At 69.3% G+C, this 26,636-nt stretch carries 22 protein-coding genes; 16 read left to right on the plus strand and 6 right to left on the minus strand.

Going from position 1 to position 26,636, the window contains the following annotated elements:
- Positions 1 to 24: 24 nt before the first annotated feature.
- The 3 genes from IU450_RS32615 to treY are packed head-to-tail and all read left to right on the plus strand — an operon-like array spanning position 25 to position 5,197.
- The gene (locus IU450_RS32615; protein ID WP_195153540.1) at positions 25 to 573 is read left to right on the plus strand and encodes a cupin domain-containing protein; all 549 of its coding nucleotides are present in this window, start codon (positions 25 to 27) and stop codon (positions 571 to 573) included.
- Positions 574 to 632: 59 nt separating this feature from the next.
- On the plus strand, positions 633 to 2,753 hold the full coding sequence (glgX, locus tag IU450_RS32620) for a glycogen debranching protein GlgX (protein WP_195153541.1): 2,121 nt from the start codon (positions 633 to 635) through the stop codon (positions 2,751 to 2,753).
- Positions 2,754 to 2,764: 11 nt separating this feature from the next.
- Positions 2,765 to 5,197: a malto-oligosyltrehalose synthase gene (gene treY, locus IU450_RS32625; protein ID WP_195153542.1), complete on the plus strand. Its 2,433-nt coding sequence runs from the start codon at positions 2,765 to 2,767 to the stop codon at positions 5,195 to 5,197.
- Here treY and IU450_RS32630 read toward each other — a convergent pair.
- Positions 5,183 to 6,394 carry a DUF2235 domain-containing protein gene (locus IU450_RS32630; protein ID WP_195153543.1) on the minus strand — a complete coding sequence of 404 codons (1,212 nt, stop codon included), beginning with the start codon at positions 6,392 to 6,394 and terminating at the stop codon, positions 5,183 to 5,185. The two genes, treY and IU450_RS32630, sit on opposite strands and share 15 nt — an antisense overlap.
- A 214-nt stretch (positions 6,395 to 6,608) precedes the next feature.
- Positions 6,609 to 6,842: a hypothetical protein gene (locus tag IU450_RS32635; protein WP_195153544.1), complete on the minus strand. Its 234-nt coding sequence runs from the start codon at positions 6,840 to 6,842 to the stop codon at positions 6,609 to 6,611.
- Between the two features lie 87 nt (positions 6,843 to 6,929).
- On the opposite strand from IU450_RS32635, the gene IU450_RS32640 reads away from it, so the two are divergent.
- Entirely contained in the window at positions 6,930 to 7,364 is a 435-nt protein-coding gene (locus IU450_RS32640) for a nitroreductase family deazaflavin-dependent oxidoreductase (protein ID WP_195153545.1), read from the plus strand.
- 66 nt (positions 7,365 to 7,430) lie between these two features.
- The gene (gene ilvA, locus IU450_RS32645) at positions 7,431 to 8,795 is read left to right on the plus strand and encodes a threonine ammonia-lyase IlvA (protein ID WP_228835422.1); all 1,365 of its coding nucleotides are present in this window, start codon (positions 7,431 to 7,433) and stop codon (positions 8,793 to 8,795) included.
- Positions 8,796 to 8,813: 18 nt separating this feature from the next.
- Here ilvA and IU450_RS32650 read toward each other — a convergent pair whose 3' ends face one another.
- Together IU450_RS32650 and treZ are read right to left on the minus strand one after the other, a co-directional pair.
- The gene (locus tag IU450_RS32650; protein WP_195153547.1) at positions 8,814 to 10,061 is read right to left on the minus strand and encodes a serine hydrolase domain-containing protein; all 1,248 of its coding nucleotides are present in this window, start codon (positions 10,059 to 10,061) and stop codon (positions 8,814 to 8,816) included.
- Between the two features lie 124 nt (positions 10,062 to 10,185).
- Positions 10,186 to 11,925 carry a malto-oligosyltrehalose trehalohydrolase gene (gene treZ / locus IU450_RS32655; protein ID WP_195153548.1) on the minus strand — a complete coding sequence of 580 codons (1,740 nt, stop codon included), beginning with the start codon at positions 11,923 to 11,925 and terminating at the stop codon, positions 10,186 to 10,188.
- A gap of 118 nt (positions 11,926 to 12,043) precedes the next feature.
- Here treZ and IU450_RS32660 point away from each other — a divergent pair, with 118 nt between their 5' ends.
- Positions 12,044 to 12,661 carry a class I SAM-dependent methyltransferase gene (locus tag IU450_RS32660; protein ID WP_195153549.1) on the plus strand — a complete coding sequence of 206 codons (618 nt, stop codon included), beginning with the start codon at positions 12,044 to 12,046 and terminating at the stop codon, positions 12,659 to 12,661.
- 4 nt (positions 12,662 to 12,665) lie between these two features.
- Here the strand turns inward: IU450_RS32660 and IU450_RS32665 are convergent, their stop codons facing one another.
- Complete coding sequence (locus tag IU450_RS32665; RefSeq protein WP_195153550.1) at positions 12,666 to 13,067, minus strand: hypothetical protein; 402 nt, start codon at positions 13,065 to 13,067, stop codon at positions 12,666 to 12,668.
- Between the two features lie 152 nt (positions 13,068 to 13,219).
- Between IU450_RS32665 and IU450_RS32670 the strand changes: the two genes are divergently transcribed.
- Together IU450_RS32670 and IU450_RS32675 are read left to right on the plus strand one after the other, a co-directional pair.
- Positions 13,220 to 13,792 carry a TetR/AcrR family transcriptional regulator gene (locus IU450_RS32670; protein ID WP_195153551.1) on the plus strand — a complete coding sequence of 191 codons (573 nt, stop codon included), beginning with the start codon at positions 13,220 to 13,222 and terminating at the stop codon, positions 13,790 to 13,792.
- Between the two features lie 74 nt (positions 13,793 to 13,866).
- Complete coding sequence (locus tag IU450_RS32675; protein ID WP_195153552.1) at positions 13,867 to 15,063, plus strand: Cmx/CmrA family chloramphenicol efflux MFS transporter; 1,197 nt, start codon at positions 13,867 to 13,869, stop codon at positions 15,061 to 15,063.
- A 44-nt stretch (positions 15,064 to 15,107) separates the two neighbouring features.
- Here the strand turns inward: IU450_RS32675 and dnaE are convergent, their stop codons facing one another.
- Positions 15,108 to 18,656 (minus strand): DNA polymerase III subunit alpha, encoded by a 3,549-nt coding sequence (gene dnaE, locus IU450_RS32680; protein WP_195153553.1) that lies wholly within the window; start codon positions 18,654 to 18,656, stop codon positions 15,108 to 15,110.
- A gap of 320 nt (positions 18,657 to 18,976) precedes the next feature.
- Between dnaE and IU450_RS32685 the strand changes: the two genes are divergently transcribed.
- The 8 genes from IU450_RS32685 to IU450_RS32720 all read left to right on the plus strand — a co-directional run.
- The gene (locus tag IU450_RS32685; protein WP_195153554.1) at positions 18,977 to 19,414 is read left to right on the plus strand and encodes a hypothetical protein; all 438 of its coding nucleotides are present in this window, start codon (positions 18,977 to 18,979) and stop codon (positions 19,412 to 19,414) included.
- A gap of 202 nt (positions 19,415 to 19,616) precedes the next feature.
- Positions 19,617 to 20,813, plus strand: a complete 1,197-nt coding sequence (locus IU450_RS32690; RefSeq protein WP_228835423.1) for a sensor histidine kinase — start codon at positions 19,617 to 19,619, stop codon at positions 20,811 to 20,813.
- A gap of 265 nt (positions 20,814 to 21,078) precedes the next feature.
- The gene (locus IU450_RS32695; RefSeq protein WP_195153556.1) at positions 21,079 to 21,876 is read left to right on the plus strand and encodes a LytR/AlgR family response regulator transcription factor; all 798 of its coding nucleotides are present in this window, start codon (positions 21,079 to 21,081) and stop codon (positions 21,874 to 21,876) included.
- Complete coding sequence (locus IU450_RS32700; RefSeq protein ID WP_195153557.1) at positions 21,873 to 22,238, plus strand: hypothetical protein; 366 nt, start codon at positions 21,873 to 21,875, stop codon at positions 22,236 to 22,238. Before IU450_RS32695 ends, IU450_RS32700 begins: the two co-directional genes overlap by 4 nt.
- A gap of 121 nt (positions 22,239 to 22,359) precedes the next feature.
- On the plus strand, positions 22,360 to 24,114 hold the full coding sequence (locus IU450_RS32705) for a cation acetate symporter (RefSeq protein WP_195153558.1): 1,755 nt from the start codon (positions 22,360 to 22,362) through the stop codon (positions 24,112 to 24,114).
- 182 nt (positions 24,115 to 24,296) lie between these two features.
- On the plus strand, positions 24,297 to 24,653 hold the full coding sequence (locus IU450_RS32710) for a DUF485 domain-containing protein (protein WP_195033981.1): 357 nt from the start codon (positions 24,297 to 24,299) through the stop codon (positions 24,651 to 24,653).
- Complete coding sequence (locus tag IU450_RS32715) at positions 24,650 to 26,287, plus strand: cation acetate symporter (RefSeq protein WP_195153559.1); 1,638 nt, start codon at positions 24,650 to 24,652, stop codon at positions 26,285 to 26,287. Before IU450_RS32710 ends, IU450_RS32715 begins: the two co-directional genes overlap by 4 nt.
- Before the next feature lie 51 nt (positions 26,288 to 26,338).
- Positions 26,339 to 26,636 (plus strand): acetyl-coenzyme A synthetase N-terminal domain-containing protein (locus IU450_RS32720; protein WP_324197909.1); only part of this gene is annotated, 298 nt, incomplete at its 3' end.

The following is a 26,636-nucleotide window of genomic DNA, read 5'->3' on the forward strand; positions in this document are numbered from 1 at the left end:
GAAGGTTACCTTTATATCTGAGAGATGCCAGCCGCACGCACCCTCACCTTCCGCAACGGGCACCGCGTCACGCTTGTCGCGCAGAGCACTGATGAACAGGGCTCCTACCTGCGGCTCGAGCACGTGCTGCCGCGAGCCGAACGCCAAGCGGGCCCGCATTGGCATCCGGTGCTCACCGAGCGGTGGACGGTCCGGCACGGACGGCTCCGATTCCGTATCGATGGCACGGAGGTCGTCGCGCATCCCGGCGACACGGTCACGGCGCCGCCGGGCTCGGTGCACGAATTCCGCAGCGAGATCCCCGGCACGGTGATCGATCACGAGATCCGGCCGCCGCTGCGGCACTGGGACATGTTCCGGCTCTGGCACAACTTGGATCGCGCTGGGCGAACCACCTCGGCGCGGGTGCCGCGCGACCCGTTCGCCCTCGCCCTGCTGTGGGAGTTCCAGGACGGCTATCTGGCGGGCATGCCCGTGTTGCTGCAACGGGCCGTGCTCGGCGGTCTGGCACGCGTCGCGGTACGCCTCGGCTATCGGCGCCGCTGGCTGGAAAACGCCTCCGACCTCCCCTGACCCACCCAGCCAGAACCACCCGCGCATCCGGAGGCGCGGCTGCCGCTACTGTCGTTGCCATGGCTCAGCCCGACGCAGCGCCCGGCGACGCGACACCACTGGGTGTCTGGCCCGGCACCGCCTATCCCCTCGGGGCCACCTACGACGGCGCTGGCACGAATTTCTCGGTGTTCTCGGAGGTTGCCGACGCGGTCGAGCTCTGCCTGGTCGACGGGGACGGCGCCGAGACCAGGATCGCGCTCGACGAGGTGGACGGCTACGTCTGGCATGCGTATCTTCCCGGGGTCGATCCCGGTCAGCGCTACGGATTCCGGGTGCACGGCCCCTACGACCCCGACCGCGGATTGCGCTGCGACCCGAGCAAGTTACTGCTCGATCCGTACGGCAAGGCCTTCGACGGCGACTTCGACGATCACCCCTCGCTGCACACCTTCGGGCTGGACTCGCTCGGCCACACCATGACCGGCGTGGTGATCAACCCCTACTTCGACTGGGGTTCCGACCGCGCGCCGAACCGGCCCTACCACGAGACCGTCATCTACGAGGCGCACGTCAAGGGCATGACGATGACCCACCCCGAGGTGCCGGAGGAATTGCGCGGCACCTACTCCGGCATCGCGCACCCGGCGATCGTCGAGCATTTGAAAGGGTTGGGCGTCACCGCGATCGAGCTGATGCCGGTGCACCAATTCCTGCACGACCGTGTGCTGCTCGACCAGGGGCTGCGGAACTATTGGGGGTACAACAGCTTCGGCTACCTCGCGCCGCACAACGGGTACGCGGCGATGGACCGCGCCGGATCGGCGGTCACCGAGTTCAAGGCGATGGTGCGGGCGCTACACGCCGAAGGCATCGAGGTGATCCTCGACGTGGTCTACAACCACACCGCCGAGGGCAACCACCGCGGCCCGACGATCGGCTTCCGCGGCATCGACAACGCCGCTTACTACCGCTTGGTCGACGACGACCCCTCGCACTACATGGATTACACGGGTACCGGCAACAGCCTCAACGTACGCCACCCGCACACCTTGCAGCTGATCATGGACTCGCTGCGGTACTGGATCCTGGAGATGCACGTCGACGGATTCCGCTTCGACCTGGCCGCGACGCTGGCGCGCGAGCTGCACGACGTGGACCGGCTGTCGACCTTCTTCGACCTGGTGCAGCAGGACCCGGTGGTGAGCCAGGTCAAGCTGATCGCCGAACCGTGGGACGTCGGCGAGGGCGGCTACCAGGTGGGCAATTTCCCCGGCCTGTGGACGGAGTGGAACGGCAAATACCGCGACACCGTGCGCGACTACTGGCGCGGTGAACCGGCGGCCCTCGGCGAGTTCGCTTCTCGGCTCACCGGCTCCTCTGACCTGTACGAGGCCACCGGGCGCAGGCCGAGCGCGAGCATCAACTTCGTCACCGCGCACGACGGATTCACCCTGCGGGACCTGGTGTCCTACAACGAGAAACACAACGAGGCCAACGGCGAGGACAACCGGGACGGCGAAAGCTGGAACCGCTCGTGGAACTGCGGTGTCGAAGGGCCGACCGACGACCCGGAGATCCTCGCGCTGCGCGCGCGGCAGAGCCGCAACCTGCTGGCGACGCTGATGCTCAGCCAGGGTGTGCCGATGCTCGCGCACGGCGACGAGATGGGCCGCACTCAGCACGGCAACAACAACGTCTACTGCCAGGACTCGCCGCTGGCCTGGATGGACTGGTCGCTGCGGGAAGCGAACGCCGATCTGCTCGAATTCACTCGTGCGGTGATCGCGTTGCGCACCGAGCATCCGGTCTTCCGGCGCCGCCGCTTCCTGGCGGGCGGCCCGATCCGCTCGGCGGACGACGCCCGCGACATCGCGTGGCGCACCCCGTCCGGCGAGGAGATGACCGAAGCGGACTGGGACAGCGGATTCGGCAAGTCGATGGCGGTCTATCTCAACGGTGAGGCGATCCCCGAGCCAGGGCCGCGCGGCGAGCGGATCACCGACGATTCGTTCCTGCTGTGTTTCAACGCCCACGACGCGGCTATCGACTTCGTGCTACCCCGCACCGGCGCGGACGCGGAATGGTCGGTGGCACTGGATTGCTCGACGCCGACCGGCCTGGCCGACGCCGGTTATGCCGGGGGCGCGACCGTCACCGTCCCCGCTCGCTGTCTCCTCGTCCTCCGCCAGGCCACCTGACCCGAATGCCGATGAACGCACCCGACTCCTCCGAGATACACGTGACCGACCCGCTGTCCCTCCGACGCAAGCCCGCCCGCCAGACGACCATCCGCAGCACCTACCGGCTACAGCTGCGACCGGACGCACTGACCTTCGCCGAAGCGCGCGCCATCGCGGAATACCTTCAGCAGCTGGGCATTTCCCACCTGTACCTCTCGCCGATCCTGACCGCGGCGCACGGCTCGACGCACGGGTACGACGTCACCGACCCGACCACGGTCTCCGCCGCCCTCGGTGGACCGACCGGGCTCAAGGCCCTTGCCGACGAGGTGCGCAGCCGCGGTATGGGACTGATCGTCGACCTGGTGCCCAACCATGTCGGGGTCGCCGATCCGCGGCAGAACGCCTGGTGGTGGGACGTCCTGCGGAACGGCCAGGAGTCGAGGTTCGCGCCGTATTTCGACATCGACTGGAGCCCGGGCAACGGCGCAGGCGGCCGGCTGGCGCTGCCGGTGCTGCAGAGCGAGAACGACCCGGCCGCCTTGACCGTCGACCGCTCCGGCGCCGAACCCATGCTCGCGCTGCACGACCTGCGTTTCCCGATCGCGCCGGGCACCGACGGCGACAATGCGCTGCGCATCCACGACAAGCAGCACTACCGCCTGGTGAGCTGGAAGGCCGGGCTGTGCACCTACCGGCGTTTCTTCGCGGTCAGCAGCCTGGCCGGGATCCGTCAGGAGAGCCCCGAGGTCTTCGAGGTCACCCACCGCGAACTCGCCGCGTGGTGCGAGCACGACCTGATCGACGGCGTGCGGGTCGACCATCCGGACGGTCTGTCCGACCCCGCCGGATACCTCACCCGGCTGCGCAGGCTGATCGGCCCGCACCGGTTGCTGCTGGTTGAGAAGATCCTGGCCAACCGCGAGCCGCTGGACGCGACGCTGCCGATCGACGGCACCACCGGCTACGAGGCGCTGGCCGATTTCGGCGGCGTGCTGATCGATCCGCGCGGCGAACACGCGCTCACCGAACTGTCGCGGCGGGTCGCCGGGCACGGCAGCGACCGAGCCTGGATCGGCGAGACCGAGCACCGGATCAAGCGCGCTGTCGCGGAAACCGTTCTGGCGCCGGAGGTCCGGCGGCTGGTGGCCGTGATCAAACAGGACGCGAACGCCGAGAGTTTCGACACCATGGCGCTGACCAACGCCACCATCGAGGTGCTGGCGTTCATGCCGGTGTACCGGGCCGACTACGCGCCGCTGGCCGGGATGGCCGGTGCGGTGATCGCCGAGGTGGAAAAGCGCAACAGCGAGCTCACCGCGCCGCTGGCGGTCCTGGTCGCGGCGCTGGCCGCCGACGGGGCCGCGGCGGTGCGCTTCAGCCAGGTCTGCGGCGCGGTGACCGCGAAGGCCGTCGAGGACACCATGTTCTATCAGGCCGCGCGGCTGGTCTCGTTGCAGGAGGTGGGCGGCAACCCGGCGCGCTTCGGCCACTCGCTCAACGAATTCCACCTGTCCAACAGCCAGCGCGCTCAGCGCTGGCCCGCGACCATGACGACGCTGTCCACGCACGACACCAAGCGCGGCGAGGACGTGCGCGCCCGCATCGGCGTGCTGTCGCAGGCCGCGGAGACCTGGGCTCGCAATGTCGACTCCTGGCTGGAGACCACTCCGGCGCCGGACGGGGCGACGGCGCTTTTCCTGTTGCAGAACATGTTCGGCGTGTGGCCCGCGGACGGGCGACCGGCCGCGTCGGTGCCGGGCCTGCGCGAGCGGCTGCACGCGTTCGCCGAGAAAGCGATGCGAGAGGCGAACACCAAGACCTCCTGGGAGGAGCCCGACGCCGAGTTCGAGTCCGCCGTGCACGCGTGGATGGACGCGGTGATCGACGGGCCGGTGGGCTCCGAACTCGGCGACCTGGTGCACGAGCTGGCGCCGCACGCCTGGTCCGACGCGTTGTCACAGAAACTGCTGCAGCTGTGCGGCCCGGGCATCCCGGACGTCTACCAGGGCTGTGAGCTGTGGGAGGACTCCCTCGTCGACCCGGACAACCGCAGGCCGGTGGACTTCGCCGCCCGCGCGGGCATGCTGCAATCGCTCACCGGCACACCGGCGCTGGACACCACCGGCGCGGCGAAGATGTGGATCGTCGCCTATGCCCTGTGGTTGCGCCGCGAACGTCCCGACTGCTTCGTGGGCGGCGCCTACCGGCCGCTGTTCGCCACCGGCGACCACGCGGCCAAGGTGGTCTCCTATGCCCGGGGCCGCACGGGCGAGGCGCCCGAGGTCATCGTCGCCGCGACCCGCCACAGCGTGGGGCTGGCCGAGAGCGGGTGGGGCGACACGTTCCTCGACCTGCCCGCGGGCAGCTGGACCGACCGGCTGACCGGCCACACCTTCCAGGGCCGGGCGAGGCTGGAGAAGATGTTCGGCCGGCTGCCCGTCGCGCTACTGGTGCGCTGACAGTTCGAGGGGGGGTGCGTCGGCCACCGCGGAAGCGTGCACGAGTTCCTTGGCGAACACACCGCGAATCTGCTCGAAGGTCTTCTCCGGGATCGCCCCGCCCAGTTCGTCGCGCCAGCGCCGCAGGTTCGCGGGATGGTAGTCCAGCGCGTCCTGCGTGCTGGTGGCCAGCCGGACCCCTTGGTCGGTGGGCGTGGATATCCGGCGCCAGGAATCCCAGTGGAAGCGGCGGCTGCGCGGATTGCGCAGCGTCCGGAACACATTCAGGATGCGGTAGCCGATGCCGAGGGAATCGTGCAGTCGCATGTGATCCCCGTTGGTGGCGTCGCAGCGTTCGGACAACTTGGCCAACCGATCGCGATCGAAGGCCAGCCCGACCGACTCCGCCTCACGGACCATCCACTGCAACGTGGCGTCGGACAGACCGCACTCGGCGTAGCCGCCGCCGATATCGCTGTGCACGCCGGGGAACCACACCTGCTTCACCCGCTCGAACCCGCGCCGGTACTTCACGGTCGGTTCGACCGGGACCTCCCACAGGGACGGTTCGAAGTTGCGCCGCCGCTCGTCGATGGCCAGCGCTTGGCGGGCGCAGTGCACGTGGCGGGAGAGCTTGACGTCGTGGAACCGGTGCCGCAGCGAGGTGACGCCCGGCACGCCGAGCGCGCCGACGGTGTCGAAAACGCCGAGGAAATCGATTTTCGCTCGCCTGCAATTCTTCCTGCGGAACTCCCGCCACTCCTCGGGTTCGGGCGGGTCCGGGTTCTCCGGCGTCGGCGCGGGCGGGCGCTGCCGGTAGATCCGCAGGGCCTCCGGGTACTTGCCCTCGATCATCGCTTCCGGGGTCATGATGCCGATACGGCTGATCAGACCGGCCAGGCTGCGCGCGGTGAACGCGCCGCGGCTGAAGCCGAAGATGTAGATCTCGTCGCCCTTTTCCCAGTTCAGGGCCAGGTGCCAGTACGCGGACGACAGGTTCGCCTCGAGTCCGAGGCCGAACGCGCCGCCTATCAGCCGATCGGTGAGAAAGCCGCGGGCGCCGGGACCGGAGACGTAGGTGACCCACTGCTGGATCGTGTCCCCCGCCGGTCCCGGCGCGTCGAACCGGATCGTCTGCGCGATTTTGACAATGTTCGAAACCGTGCTGCTCGACTCGGCCTTCCAGGTGCCGTCGCAACATACAACCAGGCGTTTCATGCGCTGATCCTCTCGCCGGTGTCCCACCGAAACCCGCGTACTCGACTACTCGAATTCATCGCGAAACGGACCGGACAGTGTTAATGGCATGGCCGGAATACGCGAGTCGGCGGAACGCGGAACGCTCCGACCCGGTGACGCCGAACGAGTTACGGGTACTCGCACACCGGCGAACCCGAGTCCGGGTAGCCGGCGGGGACCCTGATCGCGCTCGCTACGGGTATCGCGGACCCGGCTCATCGCGCCGCACGGAGGCCAGCCCCACCAGCCAGCGCGCCGCACCGAGCGCGGCCGCGACGAGCACCGCGATTTGCAGGGAACCGGTGATCAGCGCGAGGACGAGGAAGGTCGCCATCCCGACGAGCAGTGCGTCGAGCTTGTAGACCGGCCACGCGCTGCCTGCGATATCGATCGTGGCGCTGCGGGCCGGGGAATGGACGACTGCCATCTACTCAGGGTAGTCGGAATTCGAAGTTCGGGCCAGCGAACTTTTGTCGCCGGGAACACAGCGGATCGGCGCGGTGTTGCCGCAGACATGCCACTGACAGGTGAATACGAACCGAGTACCTCCGGCTGGGCCCGGGAACAAGCCGAGAGGTACGAGAACTCCGGCGGCACCAAGGGCGCGACCTTGCAGGGCAAACCCATCATCCTGCTCACCACCAAGGGCGCGAAGACCGGCAAGCTGCGCAAGACGCCGCTGATGCGGGTGGAGCACGACGGGGAGTACGCCGTGGTCGCCTCGCTGGGCGGCGCGCCGAAGCACCCGGTCTGGTACTACAACATCAAGGCCGAACCGCATGTCGAGCTGCGCGACGGCACGGTCAACAAGGACTACACCGCGCGCGAGGTCTTCGGCGAGGAGAAGGCCCAGTGGTGGGACCGGGCGGTCCAGGTGTGGCCGGACTACGCGAACTACCAGACCAAGACCGACCGTCAGATCCCCGTCTTCGTCCTCACTCCCAGGTAGCTCCGGCGCAGGTAGCACGGGTTTCACTGCCACCCGCCGCACCCGGCCGCCGCGGCGGGTGGCAGCATGTTCGGGGTGTCCGATCCGCTTGATCTCCTCGAAGCACTGTCCGCTTCTCGTCCCGCGCTCACCGCGGACGAGATCGATGCTGCCGCCAAGCGAATTGCCGACGTCATCGATCCGACCCCGCTACAGCGCAGCGAGCGACTGTCCAGACTGACCGGGGCGAACGTCTACCTCAAGCGCGAGGATCTCAGCGCGGTCCGCTCCTACAAGCTGCGCGGCGCCTACAACCTGGTGGTGCAGCTGACCGAGGACGAACGCGCCGCGGGCGTGGTCGCGGCCAGCGCGGGCAACCACGCGCAAGGCGTCGCGTTCGCGTGCCAGGCGATGGGGATCAAAGGCCGCATCTACGTGCCGACCACGACTCCGAAGCAGAAGCGCGACCGCATCCGGGTGCACGGCGGCGAGTTCGTCGAGCTGATCGCGGTCGGCGAGACCTACGACGCCGCCGCCACGGCCGCCGCGGCCGATGTGGAGCGCACCGGCGCGACCATGGTCCCCCCGTTCGATGACGCGCGCACCGCGGCCGGTCAGGGCACCATCGCCGCGGAGATCCTGGAGCAGCTCGCCGCCACGCCCGACCTGGTGATCGTGCCCGTGGGCGGCGGCGGCTGCCTCGCCGGTATCGGCACCTACTTGCGGGCGCGCTCGCCTCGCACCGCCATCCTCGGCGTGGAGCCCGCGGGCGCGGCCTCGATGACTGCGGCCCTGGTGGCAGGCGGTCCGGTCACCCTGCCGGAGATCGACCCGTTCGTGGACGGGGCCGCGGTGCGCCGGGTCGGCACCGTGCCGTACGCCGCGGTGTCCGGATTCGGCGGGCGGGTGGTCTCGCACGCCTCGCTGCCGTTGCTGACCATCACCGAATCGCCCAGGGGCGCGGGCGCTTTCCAGATGATGCAGGTCGACGAGGGCGCGATCTGCACGACCATGCTCGACCTGTATCAGAACGAGGGCATCATCGCCGAGCCCGCGGGCGCGCTCACCACCACCGCGCTCGCCGAGATCACCGTGGAGCCGGGCTCGACGGTGGTGTGCCTGGTATCCGGCGGCAACAACGACGTGTCCCGCTACGGCGAGATCATCGAGCGGTCCCTGGTCCATCGCGGCCTCAAGCACTATTTCCTGGTGGATTTCCCGCAGGAACCCGGCGCTCTGCGCCGCTTCCTCAACGAGGTGCTCGGCCCCGACGACGACATCACCCTGTTCGAGTACGTCAAGCGCAACAACCGCGAGACGGGCGCGGCGCTGGTCGGCATCGAACTCGGCGCGCCGGACGGGCTCGGGCCGCTGCTGGAACGGATGCGGCATTCCCCGATCCAGTGCGAGCGCCTCGAGCCGGATTCTCCGGCGTACCGCTACCTGACCTGAGCCCGGATCTCCGGCGCGTCAGGCGGCCTTGGGCGCTGCCGTGGCCGGAATCCGGCGCCGGTTCGCGCGCAGGCAGTTCAGCAGCAGCGGCAGCAGCCAGAATGCCGCCGACTGGTCGTAGCTGAGCTGAGCGACGGACAGCCGGTTGTGCACGAAGCCGACCGACAGACCGAGCCGGGGCTCGGCCCAGCCGAAGGAGCCGCCGAGGCCGATGTGCCCGAACCCGGCGTGCGCGCCCGGCATCGGCAGGGAGTGGTAGCCCAGACGCCACATCATCGGCAGGTAGAACAGCGCGCGATCGGGCTGATAGGTCTCGATGCGGCGCAGTGCCTTCATGGTGTGGCCGCCGAGGTACCTCCGGTCGGCCAGCATGCCGTCGTTGGCGAGCGCGCCGTACATCTTGGCCAGCGCGGGCGCGGTGCACACCCCGTTGCCCGCGCCGAGCTCGGTGTCCAGGATCGGCGGGCTGACGCCCTCGAGGATGCCTTCCAGACCGGGCAGGAACAGGCAGCGCGTCGCGGCGCCGAGCGCGCCGGGGATCCGGTGGCTGCGGCCGAGAACCGCGGCGCCGAGCGGCTTGCCGAGCAGGCTCAGCTGGGTGCCCGCCAGCGGCGCGTAGGTGATCGGCGCGTCGGCGGGCGGCCTGCCCAGGTGCAGGCCGTCGATGCCGAGCGGCTCGGCCACCTCGGTACGGAACAGTTCGCTCAGGCCGGTGCCGGTGATCGCGCGCGTCAGGCCGCCGACCAGCCAGCCGAAGGTGAGCGCGTGGTAGGTGGGAACGCCGAGCAGGCGGTCGGGCTTCGCGCCGGCCAATCGCTGCTCCATGAGCTCGTGGTCGAGCACGTCGGCCAGTCCGGTAGCGATCGGGGACAGCGCGGACAGCCCCGCACGGTGGGTCAGCAGCTGCCGGACGGTGATCTTGTGCTTGCCCTTGACGCCGAACTCCGGCCAGTACTCGGCGACCGGGGCGGAATAGTCGAGCAAGCCGCGGTCGGCGAGGCGGTGCACGACGGTGGCGGCGATGCCTTTGGTGGCGGAGAAGATGATCGTGCCGGTATCCCTGGTCCACGGAGCGTCACCACCGGAGCCGACCCAGATGTCCACCAGCGGCTCTCCCTGCCGGTGCAGCGTGAACGCCGCGCCCGCACCCCGGCGATTGCCGAACGCCCGTGCGAAAGCCCGCACGAACGGTGCGAATTCGGCGGCGGCGCTGCCACCCATCCCCGGGGGAAGAACCGCGAGGTCCCCGGAAGCGACGTTGCTCATCTCTCCACGGTAATGGCGCGGACCGATTCCGGCAAAGCGCCTGTCTCGGACAGTTGTACGGCCGTTATCCGGAGCCGCCGGAAAATCGCCGGAAAAGGCCGCGTGGAGTGGGTATTCCACGCCCTCACCGCGGGCTCGGCGGCGCCGTCTCCAGCAGCGCGAACGAGTGGCCGGGAACGGTTGTCGCCGAAGGCCCGATCGTCGGGGATTCCCAGGACAGCAGCGGGATGCCCGCGATGGGCACCGCGACCTGGTCCTCGCCGAGGTTGCACACCAGCGCCAGCGTGCCGCGGTGCACGACGATCCACCGCGCGGCCTCGTCGTAGTCCACCGACACGTGCGTCAACCAGGGATCGCTGAGTTCCGCCCGGTCGCGGCGCAGGGCGAGCAGGGCGCGATAGCAGGACAGCAGGCGTGCGTGCGCGGGCTCGTCCAGTTCGGTCCAGTCGAGCTTGGAGCGCAGGAAGGTCTTCAGATCCTGTGGGTCGGGCACTTCACCGGCGGGCCAGCCGTGCGCGGCGAACTCCTTCTTGCGCCCGGATGCGGTGGCGTCGGCGATCTCCGGATCGGTGTGCGAGGTGAAGAACTGGAACGGCGTGCGCGCGCCCCACTCCTCCCCCATGAACAGCATCGGCGTGAACGGCCCGCACAGTACGAGGGCGGCTTTGACGGCCAGCTGGCCGTCGGTCAGGTAGGCGCTCGGCCGGTCGCCGAGCGCACGGTTGCCGATCTGGTCGTGGTCGCAGGTATAGGCCAGCAGCGCGCTTCCCGGGATCAGGCCGCGGTCGATCGGACGACCGTGCGTCCGGCCGCGGAAGCTGGAATACGTTGCGGCGTGGAAGAACCCGTGCTTCAGCGTCCGCGCCAGGCAGCGCAGCGAGCCGAAATCGGCGTAATAGCCCTGCCGCTCACCCGAGACGGCGGTGTGCACGGCATGGTGCAGGTCGTCGTTCCACTGGGCGGTCAAGCCGTAGCCACCGGCCGCGCGGGGGGTGATCAGCGTCGGATCGTTGAGATCGCTCTCCGCGATCAGCGTCAGCGGCCTGCGCACGTGGGTGGCGAGGCGCTCGACGGCGACCGACAGGTCGGCCAGCAGATGGGTGGCCGTTCGGTCGACCAGGGCGTGCACCGCGTCCAGGCGCAGCGCGTCGATGTGGAACTCGCGCAGCCAGCGCAGTGCGTTGTCGAGGATGTAGGCGCGCACGTGATCGGACTGCGGCCCGTCGAGATTGAGACTCTGCCCCCAGGTGTTGCGCCCGTCGGTCAGGTACGGCGCGAAGCGCGGCAGGTAGTTGCCCGAGGGCCCGAGATGGTTGTAGACGACGTCCAGGCAGACCGCCAGCCCACGGGCGTGACAGGCGTTCACGAACCGCTGCAGGCCGTCGGGCCCGCCGTAGCTCTCCTGCACCGCGTACCAGAGCACGCCGTCGTAGCCCCAGTTGTGCGTGCCGTCGAAGGCGTTCACCGGCATCACTTCCACCACGGTGACGCCCAGCGCGACGAGATGATCGAGCCGCTCGATCGCGGCGTCGAAGGTGCCTTCGGCGGTGAAGGTCCCGATGTGCAGCTCGTAGTAGACCGCCCCGGCCTGCGGCCGCCCGGTCCAGCCCGCGTCGGTCCAGGCCGCCGGATCGAGGGTGTGCAGCGCCGAGCGGGCGTGCACCCCGTCGGGCTGGCGGGGCGAGCGGGGGTCGGGCAACACGGTCGGATCGTCGTCGAGCAGGAAGCCGTATCTCGCTCCGCTCGCGGCAGGCACGTCGGCGCGCCACCACCCGTCCGGCGACCGCCTCATCGAGTGGACGACACCCTCCAGATCCAGCCGCACCGACTCCGGTCGCGGCGCCCACACCTCGAACACAGTCACCGGGCCAGCATCCCACGGGCACGCCCCATCCGCCCGATACGGACACCGGCCCCGGGAGCAGCCACCATCGTCCGGATTCCTCTGGTTCCCGGGGACGATTCCTGAGAGAGTGGAGATCGTGGGCGTCTATGCCGAGCACGTGCTTCCGCGGATCGTCAACCTGGCTTGCGGAATGCAGGATCTGGAACCGCTGCGTGAGCGGGCGTGCGCCGGACTGCACGGACGGGTCGTGGAACTCGGTTTCGGTTCGGGACTGAACGTGCCGTTCTATCCGGCGACGGTGGCGTCGGTGCGCGCGGTCGAGCCCGCCGATCTCGGCTGGCGACTCGCGGGCGGCCGTGTCGCCGCCGCCACCGTGGCGATCGAGCGGGCCGGACTGGACGGGCAGGCGCTGCCCTTCGCGGACAACACCTTCGACTGCGCGCTGTCCACCTGGACGATGTGCACCATCCCCGACATCTCCGCCGCGCTCGCCGAGGTGCGCCGGGTGCTGGTTCCCGGCGGAACCCTGCATTTCGTGGAACACGGGCTGGCGCCGGACGAGCAGGTGCGGGTGTGGCAGAACCGGCTGAATCCGGTCCAGAAACGACTGTTCGGCGGCTGCCACCTGAACCGCGACATTCGCGGCCTGGTGACAGGCGCCGGCTTCGAGATCCGCGACGCCGAGTCGTTCTACGGGGAGCATGCACCCCGCTTCCTGGTCGCCCAGACGCTCGGTGTCGCGGTCTCGCCCTGAGCGATCAGACGATGCGCACCGACAGGGTGTAGGTCGCGTTGCCGCGGCTCGGCTCCACCGAGATGGTGTAGTAGCCACTGCGCGGCAGGGTGATCCGGCTCCAGGTCTCCTCGGCGCACAGGACGCGTCCGTCCGGACCCGTGGTGGTGAACCGCGCATTGCCCTCGACCGAGGTGAGTTCGGTGATCAGGGCCTGCCCGGCCCGCGCCTCGAACGCGTAGGTGTCGGCATCGCCGCGGACCACCGCTCCGTCGACCGAGGCGTGATCGCTGCCCGGCGCGAACTTGATTTCGTAGACCGAGCCCGCGTTCGCCGCGCCCGCGCCGACCGTCGCGACGGCGAACGCGGCAGCGAGCACCGTCACGCCGAGTACGAGCAGACGCAGGCTGCGGAATATGGCTTGCATGATGATCCCTCGTTTTCCTTGGTGGACAACCTTGTGCCAGAACTGTCCGCGATCACGCCAATCGAATGCTTAACAGCCGCTTGGAAACCGAGACAGCGGCCGCACCCGTGAGTATTGGAACGATCTGTTCAAAACTGTGCTAGCCTGACTCCGTGGCACGACCCAGGTTGTTCGACGAGGACCGCGCGGTGGACGCGGCGATGCACGCGTTCTGGCGCGCGGGATACGAGGCGACCTCCACCGAGGACCTCTGCGCCGCGACCGGACTGGGGCGCAGCAGCATCTACAACACCTTCACCAGCAAACGCGACCTGTTCGGGCGCGCCCTGCGCCACTACATGGCGACCAAGAACGCCGCGACGTTCGACCTGCTCGACAGCCGGGCCGAGGTGCGGGCCAAGATCCGCGCACTGCTGTGGCAGATCGTCGAGGCGCCGGAGGAGGACCCGCTCGGCTGTCTCGTGGTCAACTCGACGATCGAACTGGCCCCGCGCGACCCCGAGCTGGCCGCCGTGCTCGCCGCCGACCACCAGCGACGGCTGGCCGTGCTGACAGACGTGTTCGAGGCGGCCAGGCGCGCGGGCGAGATCGCGGCGGACAAGAACCCGGCCGCGCTGGCCCACTTCGTGATCGCCACGATCGGCGGCATGCGGGTCGCCGCACGCGGCGGCGCGGACCGCCAGACGCTGGCCGCCATAGCGACCACCGCGCTCGACGCCCTCTGAGGTAATGCCCTTTCGGCGACGGTTCTGCCGCGCCCTCATTTTGGATAGTTCAGTACAAAACAAGGAGGTACCGAATGCCCGTGGCGATCTATGTCCTGGGTCTGTCGATCTTCGCCCAGGGCACCTCGGAGCTGATGCTCGCGGGCCTGCTCACCGAAATGGCCGCGGACCTGAGCGTCTCCGTGCCACGCGCGGGCCTGCTCATCTCGGCGTTCGCCCTGGGGATGCTGGTCGGCGCGCCGGTGCTGGCGGTGGTGACGCTGCGCTGGTCGCGGCGCACCGCGCTGCTGGCCTTCCTGGCGGTCTTCGTCGGCACCCACGTGGTCGGCGCGCTCACCTCGGACTACTGGGTCCTGTTCGCGACCAGGGTGGTCGGCGCGTTCGTCTACGCCGGGTTCTGGGCCGTCGCCGCGACGACGGCGATCAGCCTGGTGCCGCCCACCGCACGCGGCAAAGCGATGAGCATCGTCGCGGGCGGGCTGACCCTGGCCATCCTCTTCGGGCTGCCCGCGGGCACCGTGATCGGCCAGCAACTGGGCTGGCGTGCGGCCTTCTGGGCGGTCGCGCTGCTCTCGGCGGCCGCGACGCTCGGCGTACTGGCGAAGATCCCCGGTGGACGCCCGGCCGACCCGCCGCGACTGCGTACCGAATTGCGCACGATGCTGCGCCCCGAGCTCTGGCTGTCCTACGCCACCACCGCGCTCGCCATCGCCGCCCTGATGGTCACCTTCGCCTACCTCGGCGCCTTGCTATCGGACACGACCGGCCTGGCGGACGGCTGGATTCCGGTGGTACTCGCGATCTACGGGCTCGGCGCCTTCCTCGGCATCGTGCTCGGCGGTCGCACCGCCGACAGCCGTCCGCTGACCAGCCTGTACGTCGGCATCACCGGCGTCGTGCTCACTTCGGCACTGCTCGCCCTCACCGCCGAACACGCCGTCCCCGTCGTCGCGCTGTCATTCCTGTTGGGCGCCTTCGGTTTCGGCATCAACCCGACCTTGAACAGCCGGGTCTTCACCCTCGCGGGCGACGCGCCCACCCTGGCGGGAGCCACGAACATCTCCTCCTTCAACGTCGGCATCACCGCAGGCCCCTGGGTCGGTGGCCTCGCCATCGGCGCGGGCCTCGGCTACGCCTCGGTGGCCTGGATCGGCGTCGCCCTGGGCATCGCCGCACTCGCCGCCGTGGCATGCAGCGACGCCCTGCACCGCAAGCAGGCCAGGCATCCTTCGGCCGATCAGTCTGCCCCGGTACTGGCCGATGTCGCCTAGGACCCCCGACAAAGGGACCTCACGAAGCCATCGGCCAGTCCGAATCACACGGCCAGGCAGCCGGGGCCGAGGAGGGCCTTGAGGTCGCCCATCAGTGCCGAGGACGGTGAGACTCGCAGGCGTTCATCGAGTTTCAGCAGCGTGGTCTTGTCTCGGGCGCCGACATGGCGGATATGGACATCCGACGTGCCGGGGTGCCTGGACAGGACCCGCTTGAGTTCGCCGATCTTGTCCGGTGTGCACATGCGGGTGGTGACGGTGACCGCGAGCGGCTTGGCCACACCGACTGCGGACAGATCGGGCACGGCGAGATCGTTGGCGATCAACGAGATCCGGTCGTCGCGCACCGAGACGCGGGCCTTGACCAGCACGACGGCGTCCTCGACGACATCCATCCCGTACACCGAGTACGACTGCGGGAAGAACAGCACCTCGATGCCACCGGTGAGGTCTTCCAGCTGCGCGGAGGCCCAGGCCAGGCCGTTCTTGTTGATGCGCCGGTTCACCGAGGCCAGGATGCCGCCGACGGTCACCTGGGTGCCGTCCTTGATGTCGCCTTCCAGGATGGCGGGGATCTGCGTGTCCGCCTGCGCCGCGAGCACGTGCTCGACGCCGTTGAGCGGATGCCCGGACACGTACAGGCCGAGCATTTCTCGCTCCAGCGCGAGCCGGTGCTTGGACTCCCACTCCTCGTCGGGCACCTTCACGTTGAACACCGAGGTCACCGACTCGTCCGCGTCCAAACCGCCGAACAGGTCGAATTGACCGATCGCCTCGGCCTTCTTGGTGGCCATCACGGCGTCGATGGCGTCGGAGTGGATCAGCAACAGGCCCTTGCGCGGATGCCCGAGGGAGTCGAAACCGCCTGCCTTGATGAGCGATTCGGTGACCTTCTTGCTCGCGGCGATAGCGTCGATCTTGTTCAGGTAGTCGGAGAAATCGGTGAACTTCGACTTCTCCTTGCGCGCCTGGATGATCGAAGCGACCACGTTCGCGCCGACGTTGCGCACCGCGCCGAGACCGAAACGGATGTCCTTGCCGACGGAGGCGAAGTTCTGCTCGGACTCGTTGACGTCCGGCGGCAGCACTGTGATGCCGAGGCGGCGGCAGTCGGAGAGGTAGACGGCGGCCTTGTCCTTGTCGTCGCCGACGGAGGTGAGCAGACCCGCCATGTACTCGGCCGGGTAGTTGGCCTTCAAGTAGGCGGTCCAGAACGAGACGAGGCCGTAGCCGGCGGCGTGCGACTTGTTGAACGCGTAGCCGGCGAACGGAAGGATGGTGTCCCACAGCGCCTTCACCGCGGCCTCGGAGAAGCCGTTCGCGGTCATGCCCTCGTGGAAGCCCTTGTACTCGGCCTCGAGCACCTCGAGCTTCTTCTTACCCATGGCCTTGCGCAGCGCGTCGGCCTTGCCCATCGAGTAGGAGGCGACCTTCTGCGCGATGAACATGATCTGCTCTTGGTAGACGATCAGGCCGTAGGTCTCGGCGAGGATGTCCTTGAGCGGTTCCTCCAGCTCCGGGTGGATCGGCTTGATCGGCTGGCGCCCGTTCTTGCGGTCGGCGTAGTCGTTGTGCGCGTTCATGCCCATCGGGCCGGGCCGGTACAGCGCGAGCACGGCGACGATGTCGTTGAAGCCGGTGGGCTGCATGCGGCGCAGCAGGTCGCGCATGGGGCCGCCGTCGAGCTGGAAGACGCCGAGCGTGTCACCGCGCGAGAGCAGTTCGTAGGTCGCGGGGTCGTCCAGCGGCAGGTTGTCCATGTCCAGGTCGATGCCGCGGTTGGCCTTGATGTTGTCCAGCGCGTCACCGATCACGGTGAGGTTGCGCAGACCGAGGAAGTCCATCTTCAGCAGGCCGATGGCCTCGCAGGACGGGTAGTCCCAGCCGGTGATGATCGCCCCGTCCTGGGGGCGCTTCCACACCGGGATGGCGTCCATCAGCGGCTCGGAGGACATGATCACCGCGCAGGCGTGCACACCGGCGTTGCGGATCAGGCCTTCAAGGCCGCGGGCGGTCTCGTAGATCTTGGCCACGTCCGGGTTGCTGCCGATGAGCTCGCGCACCTCGGCGGCTTCCTTGTACCGCTCGTGATCGGGGTCCATGATGCCCGACAGCGGGATGTCCTTGGCCATGATCGGCGGTGGCAGCGCCTTGGAGATCTGGTCGGCGATGGCGAAGCCGGGCTGACCGAACTGGACGCGCGCGGAGTCCTTGATCGCGGCCTTGGTTTTGATCGTGCCGAAGGTGATCACCTGGGCGACCCGGTCGGTGCCCCACTTCTCGGTGGCGTAGCGGACCATCTCACCGCGGCGGCGATCGTCGAAGTCGATATCGATATCGGGCGCGGACGGGCGCTCCGGGTTGAGGAACCGCTCGAACAGCAGGCCGTGCGGCAGCGGGTCGATGTTGGTGATGCCGAGCGCGTAGGCCACCAGCGAACCGGCCGCCGAACCACGGCCGGGGCCGACCCGGATGCCGACTTCCCGTGCGTGCTTGACGAGGTCGCCGACGACGAGGAAGTAGGCGGGGAAACCCTTCTGCTTGATGACGTCGAGTTCGAAGTAGGCGCGGGTGTAGTACTCCTCGGGCACCCCGCTGGGGAACCGGCGCGCCAAGCCCCGGTCGACCTCTTTGCGCAGCCAGGAATCCTGGTCCTCGCCCTCGGGGACCGGGAAGATCGGCATGCGGTCCTTGAAGGCCCACACGTCGTCGTAGGACTGCACCCGCTCGCCGATCAGCACCGTGTTGTCGCACGCGCCGGGCACCTCGGCGTCCCACAGCGCGCGCATCTCCTCGGCGGACTTCAGGTAGTAGCCGTCACCGTCGAACTTGAACCGCGTGGGGTCCGACAGCGTCTTGCCGGTCTGCACACACAGCAGTGCCTCGTGGTTGCTGGACTGATCCTTGGTGACGTAGTGGCAGTCGTTGGTGGCCAGCGCCGGAATGCCCAACTGCTTGCCGACGTTCAGCAATCCCTCGCGGACCCGGCGCTCGATGGACAGGCCGTGATCCATGATCTCGAGGAAGAAATTGTCCTTGCCGAAGATCTCCTGCCACTTGGCGGCGGCCTCCAGCGCCTCACGGTCGTGGCCAAGGCGCAGGCGGGTCTGCACCTCGCCGGAGGGGCAGCCGGTCGTAGCGATGATGCCTTCGGCGTACTGGGCGATGATCTCCGCGTCCATGCGCGCCCACTTGCCGAGCTGGCCTTCGATGGAGGCCAGCGAGGAGAGCTTGAACAGGTTGCGCAGGCCGGTCGCGTTCTCCGCGACCATGGTCATGTGGGTGTAGGCGCCGGAGCCGGAGACGTCGTCGCCCTTCTGGCTCGGATCGCCCCACTGCACGCGCTTGGTTTCGAACCGGGAGGCGGGCGCGATGTAGGCCTCGATGCCGATGATCGGCTTGATGTCGGCCTTCTTGGCGGAGTTGTAGAACTCCGAGGCCCCGTACATGTTGCCGTGGTCGGTCATCCCGACCGCGTTCATCCCCAGCCGTTTCGCCTCGGCGAACAGTGGCGAGATCTTGGCCGCACCATCGAGCATGGAGTACTCGGTGTGGTTGTGCAGATGGACGAACGATCCGGACGAGGCGGCCAAGACGGTCCTTCCTCCCAAGGTCTCGACGGGGGTTGGCTGGACCGATTCTAGGCGGGCGCACCGACTGCTTCGGACCGGCGCGCTGGCGCCACTCGCGCGCCCGGCGTGTCGGTGGGGAAGATCACCGGCGCGTCCTGGCGACTCGCCGTCCGGGTGGCCGATTTCCGCGAGTGTCGGGGTCTTGCCGAATACGGGAAGAACCGAACGGCGGCCAGAGCACGGCGGTAGGCTCTGCTTCCCTTCCCCACGACGATGTCGGGCGCTCCTCGGGGAAGGGCGAGCACGACAGACCTGATTTTCCCGAAATCGTGGAGGTGTCGATGAATTCGACGACAGCGCTGTTGATCGTTCCCGCCACGGCGATGGCCGCACTGGTCGCGACGGCCGCGCCCGCGGCGGCCGCCCCCGCCGCATTCGCCACCGTGTACACCCTGGCCCAGGGACCGTGCGTTGGTCAGGTGGAGATGTCGGTCAACGGCAACGCCTACCCCAACCAGGCGGCGTTCACCGTGGGCACGACGCTGGTGGGGGGCGGGCCGTGCACGCTTCCGATCACGCTGAACTGGCGCAACGTCGGCACCGGCCAAGAGGGCGCGTTCCAGGTGGTCGCGCACGGCCCCGGCTACTGGGGCAACAGCGGCCACTCCGCGCTGTTCGTGCCCGGCATCGGCCAGTTCACCGCGACGGTCAGCATCGGCGCGGCGCACTTCCCCGCACCCGGGACCGTCGAGTTCACGGTGCCGCAGTACCAGGGCTGACCCACTGCCGACCGGACCGCGCCGTCGCCCAGGTGACGGCGCGGTCCGGTATCCGGGAGCCGACCGCCGCCATATGACACCACCGCACCGCAACCCGGCCGACATTCCCCGGCCCCCTCGCGACCACAGGACCACCACCGTTCCGGGCGCGCTCCAGCCGACGCGATAATCGGCCCATGCAATCCGTGCGCCGATGCCCGCCATGACCACCGCACTCGCTGTCGCGGCGGCGGCGGCGCTGATCGCCGGTGCGCTGCTGATCTGGTCGCGCACCCGCAGGGTGGTGACGACCCCCGCGGAGCGGGCGGTGCATTCGGCGCTGCACACCGCGTCGCTGGCGGCGGTCCCGCTGCGGCGTGGACTGACCGAGCAGTCCGCGCGGGAGGCGGCGCCCCACCTGCGCGCACTCACCGGCGCCGAAGCGCTCGCGCTGGCCGATCCTGACGGCACGGTGCTCGCCTGGGACGGCCCCCACGCCGAACTGGCCGAATACTTCGGCGAAGCCGCCGAGCGCGCCGTCGCGGGTCAGCGTCCGGTGCTCGTCGCCGGACCGGGCCGCGGCGAACACGCCGGACGCACGCTGATCGCGCAACCGCTGCTGATCGAATCCGACGGCGTGGCCGGTGTGCTGGGCGTCGTGAGCGCCGGACAGCCGGGGCCTGGCCGGCTCGGCGCGGTCGCCGAGGTGGCGCGATATGCCTGCGGCCAGCTCGAATTGGCCGAGTTGGACGCGTCGCGGGCCCGGCTGGACCGTGCCGAGGTGCGCGCGCTGCGGGCCCAGATCAGCCCGCACTTCATCTACAACGCGCTGAACACCATCGCCTCGTTCGTCCGCACCGATCCGGCGCGGGCCCGCGAACTGATCCTCGAGTTCGCCGACTTCACCCGGTACTCCTTCCGCGCCGCGGGCGAATTCACGGTGCTGTCCGACGAGCTGCGCAACATCGAGCGGTACCTCGCACTGGAACGCGCCCGTTTCGGCGACGCGCTGCAGGTCCGGCTGCGGATCGCTCCCGAAGTGCTCGGCGTGGTCCTGCCCTTCCTCGCGCTCCAGCCGCTGGTGGAGAACGCGGTGCGGCACGGGCTGGCGGGCACCGCCCACGGCGGCACCGTCAGCATCGTCGCCACCGACGCGGGCACCGACTGCGTGATCAGCGTCGAGGACGACGGCGTCGGCATGGACCCGGATCTCCTGCGCTCCGGCGCGCTGGACGCCGTCGACACCGGAACGGGCCCGGCGGGTGCCGGGGAGGCCGCGCACGTAGGGCTGGCCAACGTCGACGACCGCTTGCGCGCCGCCTTCGGCGACGACTACGGCTTGGTCGTGGAAACCGCGCCCGGGGCGGGCACGAAGGTCAGTCTGCGAGTCCCCAAGTTCCGCGCGGGCATCCGGGCGTGATACCGGCCCCGCGCCGGGCGGCGGAGGCGGGACCTGCCGCCTGGTGTCCAAGCAGGGAACCTGTGCCGCACACAGCGGCGGAGGCAGGGCTGGCCATATGCCCTCCAACCAGGAAACCGGGCCCGCACACAGCGGCAGAGGCAGGGCTCGCCACATACCCTCCAACCAGGAAACCGGTGCCGCGCACGGCGTCCTGGGGCAGGGCTCGTCGCACCTACGACGTCCACGCCGCGGCCCGGCACGGGAGCTCTACGATGGAGCGATTGTGACCCGCGTTACCGGCAGACCGGCGGGCGCGCTGCGCGTGCTCGCCGTGGACGACGAGAAACCCGCTCTGGACGAGCTGGTGTATCTGCTGCGCGCGCGGACCGAGATCGGCGAGATCCACGCGGCCGGCGACGCCACCAGCGCGCTGCGGGTGCTGCGCGCCCATCCGATCGACGCGGTGTTCCTGGACATCAACATGCCGGGACTGGACGGCATGGAGCTGGCGGGCATCCTCTCGGAGTTCGCCGCCGCGCCCGCGGTGGTCTTCGTGACCGCCCACGACGACCGGGCGATCGCTGCGTTCGACCTGGGCGCGGTGGACTATCTGCTCAAGCCGCTGCGCGAGGCGCGGCTCACGGAGGCGGTGCGGCGGATCGCCGCCGCGCGTAGCGCCCCGCACCAGCCCGTCGCCGACGCGCGCACCGATCCGAGCGAGGTCATTCCCGTGGAGCTGGGCGGAGTGACGACGCTGGTGCCGCGATCGAGCGTGAGCTGGGTGGAAGCCGACGGAGACTACGCGCGACTGCACACCAGCGGCGGATCGCACCTGGTGCGGATTCCGTTGTCGGCGCTGGAGGCCCGCTGGCACGACGCGGGATTCCTACGGGTGCACCGGTCATATCTGGTGGCGCTGCGGCTGGTCACCGGGCTGCGCACGGTGGGTTCCGGAACGGTGGTGTGCCTGCGCGCCGAGGGCCATGCGCAAGCGGTCGAACTGCCGGTCAGCCGCAGGCAGGTGCGCGAGCTGAAGCAGCGGCTGGTGCACCGGCCCCGGCAACACTGGGGCAATCAGTGACCGGGCCACAGCGCCCGGTGCGCAGACGCGTCGTGCTCTCCGAGCGACGGGGCGCGCGGCGGGTGCGCACGAGGGTCGAGGTCGCCGAGCAGACGGAGTTCGGCGAAGCGCTCATCGGTGGTCTGATCCGCGCGCAACTCGGGCTCGCGCTGCGCGTGGGCCTGGTGAGCATCGCGCTGCTGTGCGCGCTGCCCGTGCTGTTCCGAACCGGCTCGATCGGCTCGATGACGGCGCTGGGCATCCGATTGCCGTGGCTGCTGCTCGGCGGCGCCGTGTACCCGTTGCTCTTCCTGACCGGCCGGATGTATGTGCGCCTGGCCGAACGCAACGAGCAGGACTTCCTCGAACTGGCCGAGGACTGACGATGCGCCCGGCCGGAGTACCTTCCGCGGTGCGGACGACCGGCTGGCGTTCGATGCGAGCTTCCTCGGTCGCAGGGACGAGGGATCGCGTGGATCCGGCCGACCTGCCCGTAGGTGCGTCATGACGTCGGGTCCAGCGCCCGCGCTGACGGTGGCGGCGCTCGTCCTCGCGGCGCTGGCGACCGTCGCGATCGGCGCGTATGGCGTGCGACTGGCGCGCACGACCTCCGACTTCCTGGTCGCTTCGCGCAGCGTCGGGCCGCGCTGGAACGCGGCGGCGATCTCCGGCGAATACCTCTCCGCCGCATCGTTCCTCGGTGTGGCCGGATTGATCGCGAAATACGGCGCGGACGCGCTGTGGTACCCGGTGGGCTTCACCGCCGGATACCTGGCGTTGCTGCTTTTCGTCGCCGCGCCGCTGCGGCGCTCCGGCGCGTACACGGTGCCCGACTTCGCCGAATTCCGTTTGGGCTCATTGCGTTTGCGCAGGCTCGCGGCGACCGTGGTGGTGCTCATCTGCGCGGTGTATCTCATCCCGCAATTCCAAGGGGCGGGCCTGACGCTGCACATCCTGCTCGGGGTCCCGGACTGGGTGGGCGCGGTGGCGGTAGGCGCGATCGTGCTAGCCAACGTGGTCGGCGGGGGGATGCGCTCGATCACCCTGGTCCAGGCGTTCCAGTACTGGTTGAAACTGACCGCGGTGGCCCTTCCTGCGCTGGTGCTGCTCGGGCACTTCCTCGCCGACGAGCGGGAACTGGGCGCGCCCGCGCCGCCGGTGGTGTCCGAGCGCACCACGGTCGAGGTGACCACCGACGTGGTGGTGCGGGTCGGTGCGCCGCAGCAGGTGTCGATCACGGGGACCCTCGACGATCGCGCGGTCGACGGCCCGGTGCCGCTGACACCGGGCACGCACGAGCTGGCCGCGGGCACGCGGTTGGTGCTCGAGACCGGGGCCGCGGTGCCGGTGGTCGCGGGCGCACCCGCGGACGGGGCGGGCTGGCTGGCGGCGGGCGGCGGGCTGGGCGGACCGCATCCGACCTATCAGGTCTATTCGCTGATCCTCGCGACCTTCCTCGGCACCATGGGCCTGCCGCACGTGCTGGTGCGCTTCTACACCAATCCCGATGGGCGGGCCGCGCGCGCGACGGCGCTCGCGGTGATCGGCCTGGTCGGGTTGTTCTACCTGTTCCCGGTCCTGCTGGGCGTTTTCGCGCGGCTCTACGTGCCGCAACTGCTGATCACCGGAACCTCCGACGCCGCGGTGGTGCTGCTGCCCGGGTCGGTGGTCGCCGGTCTGCCGGGTCAGCTGCTCGCGGCGCTGGCCGCGGCGGGCGCGATCGCCGCGTTCCTGTCCACCTCGTCCGGACTGCTGGTGAGCATCGCGGGCGTGCTCAGCACCGACATGCTGCGCGGGCGGATCCGCGACTTCCGCACGGCGGCGCTGGCCGCGGGCGCTGTTCCGCTGGCGCTGTCGCTGACCGTGGTATCGCTGGATCTGTCCCGCACCGTCGGTCTGGCCTTCGCCGTGGCCGCCTCCACGCTGTGCCCGCTGCTGGTCCTCGGCATCTGGTGGCGCGGGCTGACCGCGGCGGGCGCGGCGGCCGGTCTGGTCACGGGCGGGCTCGCGGCGGGCACCGCGACCGCGGTCTCGGTCACCGGCGGGTTCTCCGACGACGTGGCGGGCGGCTGGCCCGCGGCGCTCCTCGGCTATCCGGCAGCGATCAGCGTGCCGTTGGCGTTCGCCACCATGGTGCTGGTCAGCGCGTTCACCCGGCGGCTCGACGCCAGGACGGTGAGCCGGATCTTCGTCCGGATGCACGCGCCGGAACGACTGGGCATGGGCGCGGACCGCGAGCGGAGTCTGCGCTCGGACTGACCGGCGACGCCGCGCGAATCTCGCACGCCTGCCACCGGGCTCGACCGTTCATCGCGCCGCATCGACCGCTCACCGCAGATTCGGCCACCTTCACGGAGTGACCCACACCACAGCCTACTGGTGGTCCGCGTGTCTGGCTTACCGTCCTCGAGAAGTAAGCCACGTCACTCGGTAGGACCATCATGACCAGTATCGACCTCGACGGCACCGCACCGCGGCGCGCGCCGAGCGCAGCAGAATTCGCCGAAGTCCAGGCGAGTCCCCAATTCCAGGAACTGCGAACGCGCCTGCGCCGCTTCGTGTTTCCGATGACCGCACTGTTCCTGCTCTGGTACCTCGGTTACGTGCTGCTCGGCGCCTACGCGCACGACTTCATGAGCCGCCAGGTGTTCGGCGAAATCAACGTCGGATTGCTGCTCGGCCTCGGACAGTTCGTATCCACCTTCGCCATCACCGCGCTGTACGTCCGGTTCGCCAACCGTGAACTGGATCCGCGGGCGGCGACCATCCGCGAGTACCTCGAGGGAGACCGAGCGTGAACACCGTGCACACCTACGCCGCGGCGGCCACGGTCGGCAACCCGGTCGCCAATATCGCCATCTTCGGCGTCTTCGTCGCGATCACGATGATTGTGGTGATCCGGGCCAGCCGGAACAACGCCACCGCCGCCGACTATTTCACCGGAGGGCGCGGCTTCTCCGGCCCGCAGAACGGCGTCGCCATCGCGGGCGACTACCTCTCGGCCGCGAGCTTCCTCGGCATCGCGGGCGCCATCGCGGTCTACGGCTACGACGGGTTCCTGTACTCCATCGGATTCCTGGTCGCCTGGCTGGTCGCGCTGCTGCTGGTCGCCGAAATGCTGCGCAACACGGGCAAATTCACCATGGCCGACGTGCTGAGCTTCCGGCTGAAAGAAGGCCCGGTACGCACCGCCGCCGCGCTGTCCACGCTGACGGTGTCGCTGTTCTACCTGCTCGCGCAGATGGCGGGCGCGGGCGGGCTCGTCGCGCTGCTGCTGGACATCTCCGACAAGACCGGGCAGTCCGTGGTGATCGCCGTGGTTGGCCTGCTGATGATCGTGTACGTGCTGGTCGGCGGTATGAAAGGCACCACGTGGGTGCAGATCATCAAGGCGGTGCTGCTGATCGCCGGCGCGGCGCTGATGACCGTGATGGTGTTCGCCAAGTTCGGTTTCAACTTCTCCGACATTCTCGGCTCCGCGCAGGAAGCGGTGTCCGGATCGGCGAACAAGGCCGTCGCCGCGCGCGACGTGCTCGCTCCCGGCGCGCAATACGGCGGCAGCGAGACCTCGAAGCTCAACTTCCTTTCCCTCGGCCTGGCCCTGGTGCTCGGCACGGCGGGCCTGCCGCACGTGCTGATGCGCTTCTACACCGTGCCCACCGCCAAAGAGGCGCGGCGATCGGTGGTCTGGGCGATCGGCCTGATCGGCGCGTTCTACCTCTTCACCCTGGTGCTCGGCTACGGCGCGGCGGCGATCGTCGGACCGGACCGCATCCTGGCGGCCGCGGGCGGGCAGAATTCGGCCGCGCCGCTGCTGGCCTTCGAACTCGGCGGTGTGGTGCTGCTCGGTGTGATCTCCGCGGTCGCCTTCGCCACCATCCTCGCGGTGGTCGCCGGCCTGACCATCACGGCGTCGGCGTCGTTCGCGCACGACATCTACGCCAACGTCATCAAGCGGGGCAAAGCCGGTGAGCGCGAACAGGTCCGGGTCTCCCGCATCACCGCGGTGGTGATCGGCGTACTGGCCATCGCGCTGGGCATCCTGGCCAACGGACAGAACGTCGCCTTCCTGGTGGCGCTGGCGTTCGCGGTCGCGGCGTCGGCGAACCTGCCGACCATCCTGTTCTCGCTGTTCTGGCGGCGCTTCAACACGACCGGCGCGCTGTGGAGCATGTACGGCGGCCTGATCTCGACGATCGTGCTGATCGTGTTCTCCCCCGCGGTCTCCGGCTCCAAGTCCGCCATGCTCCCCGGCTCGGACTTCGACTGGTTCCCGCTGTCCAACCCGGGCATCGTCTCCATCCCGCTGGCGTTCGTGCTCGGCATCGTCGGAACCTTCGTCGGCGGCAGGTCCGAGGACCCGGCCAAGGCGGCGGAGATGGAGGTCCGTTCGCTCACCGGCGTCGGCGCCGAAAAAGCGGTGGCGCACTGATCGCTGCCCGGCATTCCTCGTCCCCGTTGCTCTTTCGTTAGGAGATATCGCGTGACCAGCGCAACCACCGATGACCGCGACACCACCACCGCCTACCCGCCCGACGCGGAGTTCGCCGCCCAGGCGAACGCGGACGCGGCGTTGTACGACCGGGCGCGGTCCGATCGGCTGGAGTTCTGGGCCGAGCAGGCCCGCAGGCTGCACTGGGAACAGCCGTGGACACAGGTGCTGGACTGGAGTGACGCGCCGGTAGCGAAGTGGTTCGTCGGCGGCAAACTCAACGTCGCCTACAACTGCGTGGACCGCCACGTCCTGGACGGACACGGCGACCAGATCGCCATCCACTGGG

This window comes from Nocardia abscessus (genome assembly GCF_015477775.1).
Taxonomy (GTDB): domain Bacteria; phylum Actinomycetota; class Actinomycetes; order Mycobacteriales; family Mycobacteriaceae; genus Nocardia; species Nocardia abscessus_A.

Bases quoted from the DNA above. Each gene is read 5' to 3' on its own strand.
- IU450_RS32615 (WP_195153540.1), top strand. From the start codon at position 25: ATGCCAGCCGCACGCACCCTCACCTTCCGCAACGGGCACCGCGTCACG.
- glgX (WP_195153541.1), top strand. From the start codon at position 633: ATGGCTCAGCCCGACGCAGCGCCCGGCGACGCGACACCACTGGGTGTC.
- treY (WP_195153542.1), top strand. From the start codon at position 2,765: ATGAACGCACCCGACTCCTCCGAGATACACGTGACCGACCCGCTGTCC.
- IU450_RS32630 (WP_195153543.1), bottom strand. From the start codon at position 6,394: ATGAAACGCCTGGTTGTATGTTGCGACGGCACCTGGAAGGCCGAGTCG.
- IU450_RS32635 (WP_195153544.1), bottom strand. From the start codon at position 6,842: ATGGCAGTCGTCCATTCCCCGGCCCGCAGCGCCACGATCGATATCGCA.
- IU450_RS32640 (WP_195153545.1), top strand. From the start codon at position 6,930: ATGCCACTGACAGGTGAATACGAACCGAGTACCTCCGGCTGGGCCCGG.
- ilvA (WP_228835422.1), top strand. From the start codon at position 7,431: ATGTTCGGGGTGTCCGATCCGCTTGATCTCCTCGAAGCACTGTCCGCT.
- IU450_RS32650 (WP_195153547.1), bottom strand. From the start codon at position 10,061: ATGAGCAACGTCGCTTCCGGGGACCTCGCGGTTCTTCCCCCGGGGATG.
- IU450_RS32665 (WP_195153550.1), bottom strand. From the start codon at position 13,067: ATGCAAGCCATATTCCGCAGCCTGCGTCTGCTCGTACTCGGCGTGACG.
- IU450_RS32675 (WP_195153552.1), top strand. From the start codon at position 13,867: ATGCCCGTGGCGATCTATGTCCTGGGTCTGTCGATCTTCGCCCAGGGC.
- IU450_RS32685 (WP_195153554.1), top strand. From the start codon at position 18,977: ATGAATTCGACGACAGCGCTGTTGATCGTTCCCGCCACGGCGATGGCC.
- IU450_RS32690 (WP_228835423.1), top strand. From the start codon at position 19,617: ATGACCACCGCACTCGCTGTCGCGGCGGCGGCGGCGCTGATCGCCGGT.
- IU450_RS32705 (WP_195153558.1), top strand. From the start codon at position 22,360: ATGACGTCGGGTCCAGCGCCCGCGCTGACGGTGGCGGCGCTCGTCCTC.
- IU450_RS32710 (WP_195033981.1), top strand. From the start codon at position 24,297: ATGACCAGTATCGACCTCGACGGCACCGCACCGCGGCGCGCGCCGAGC.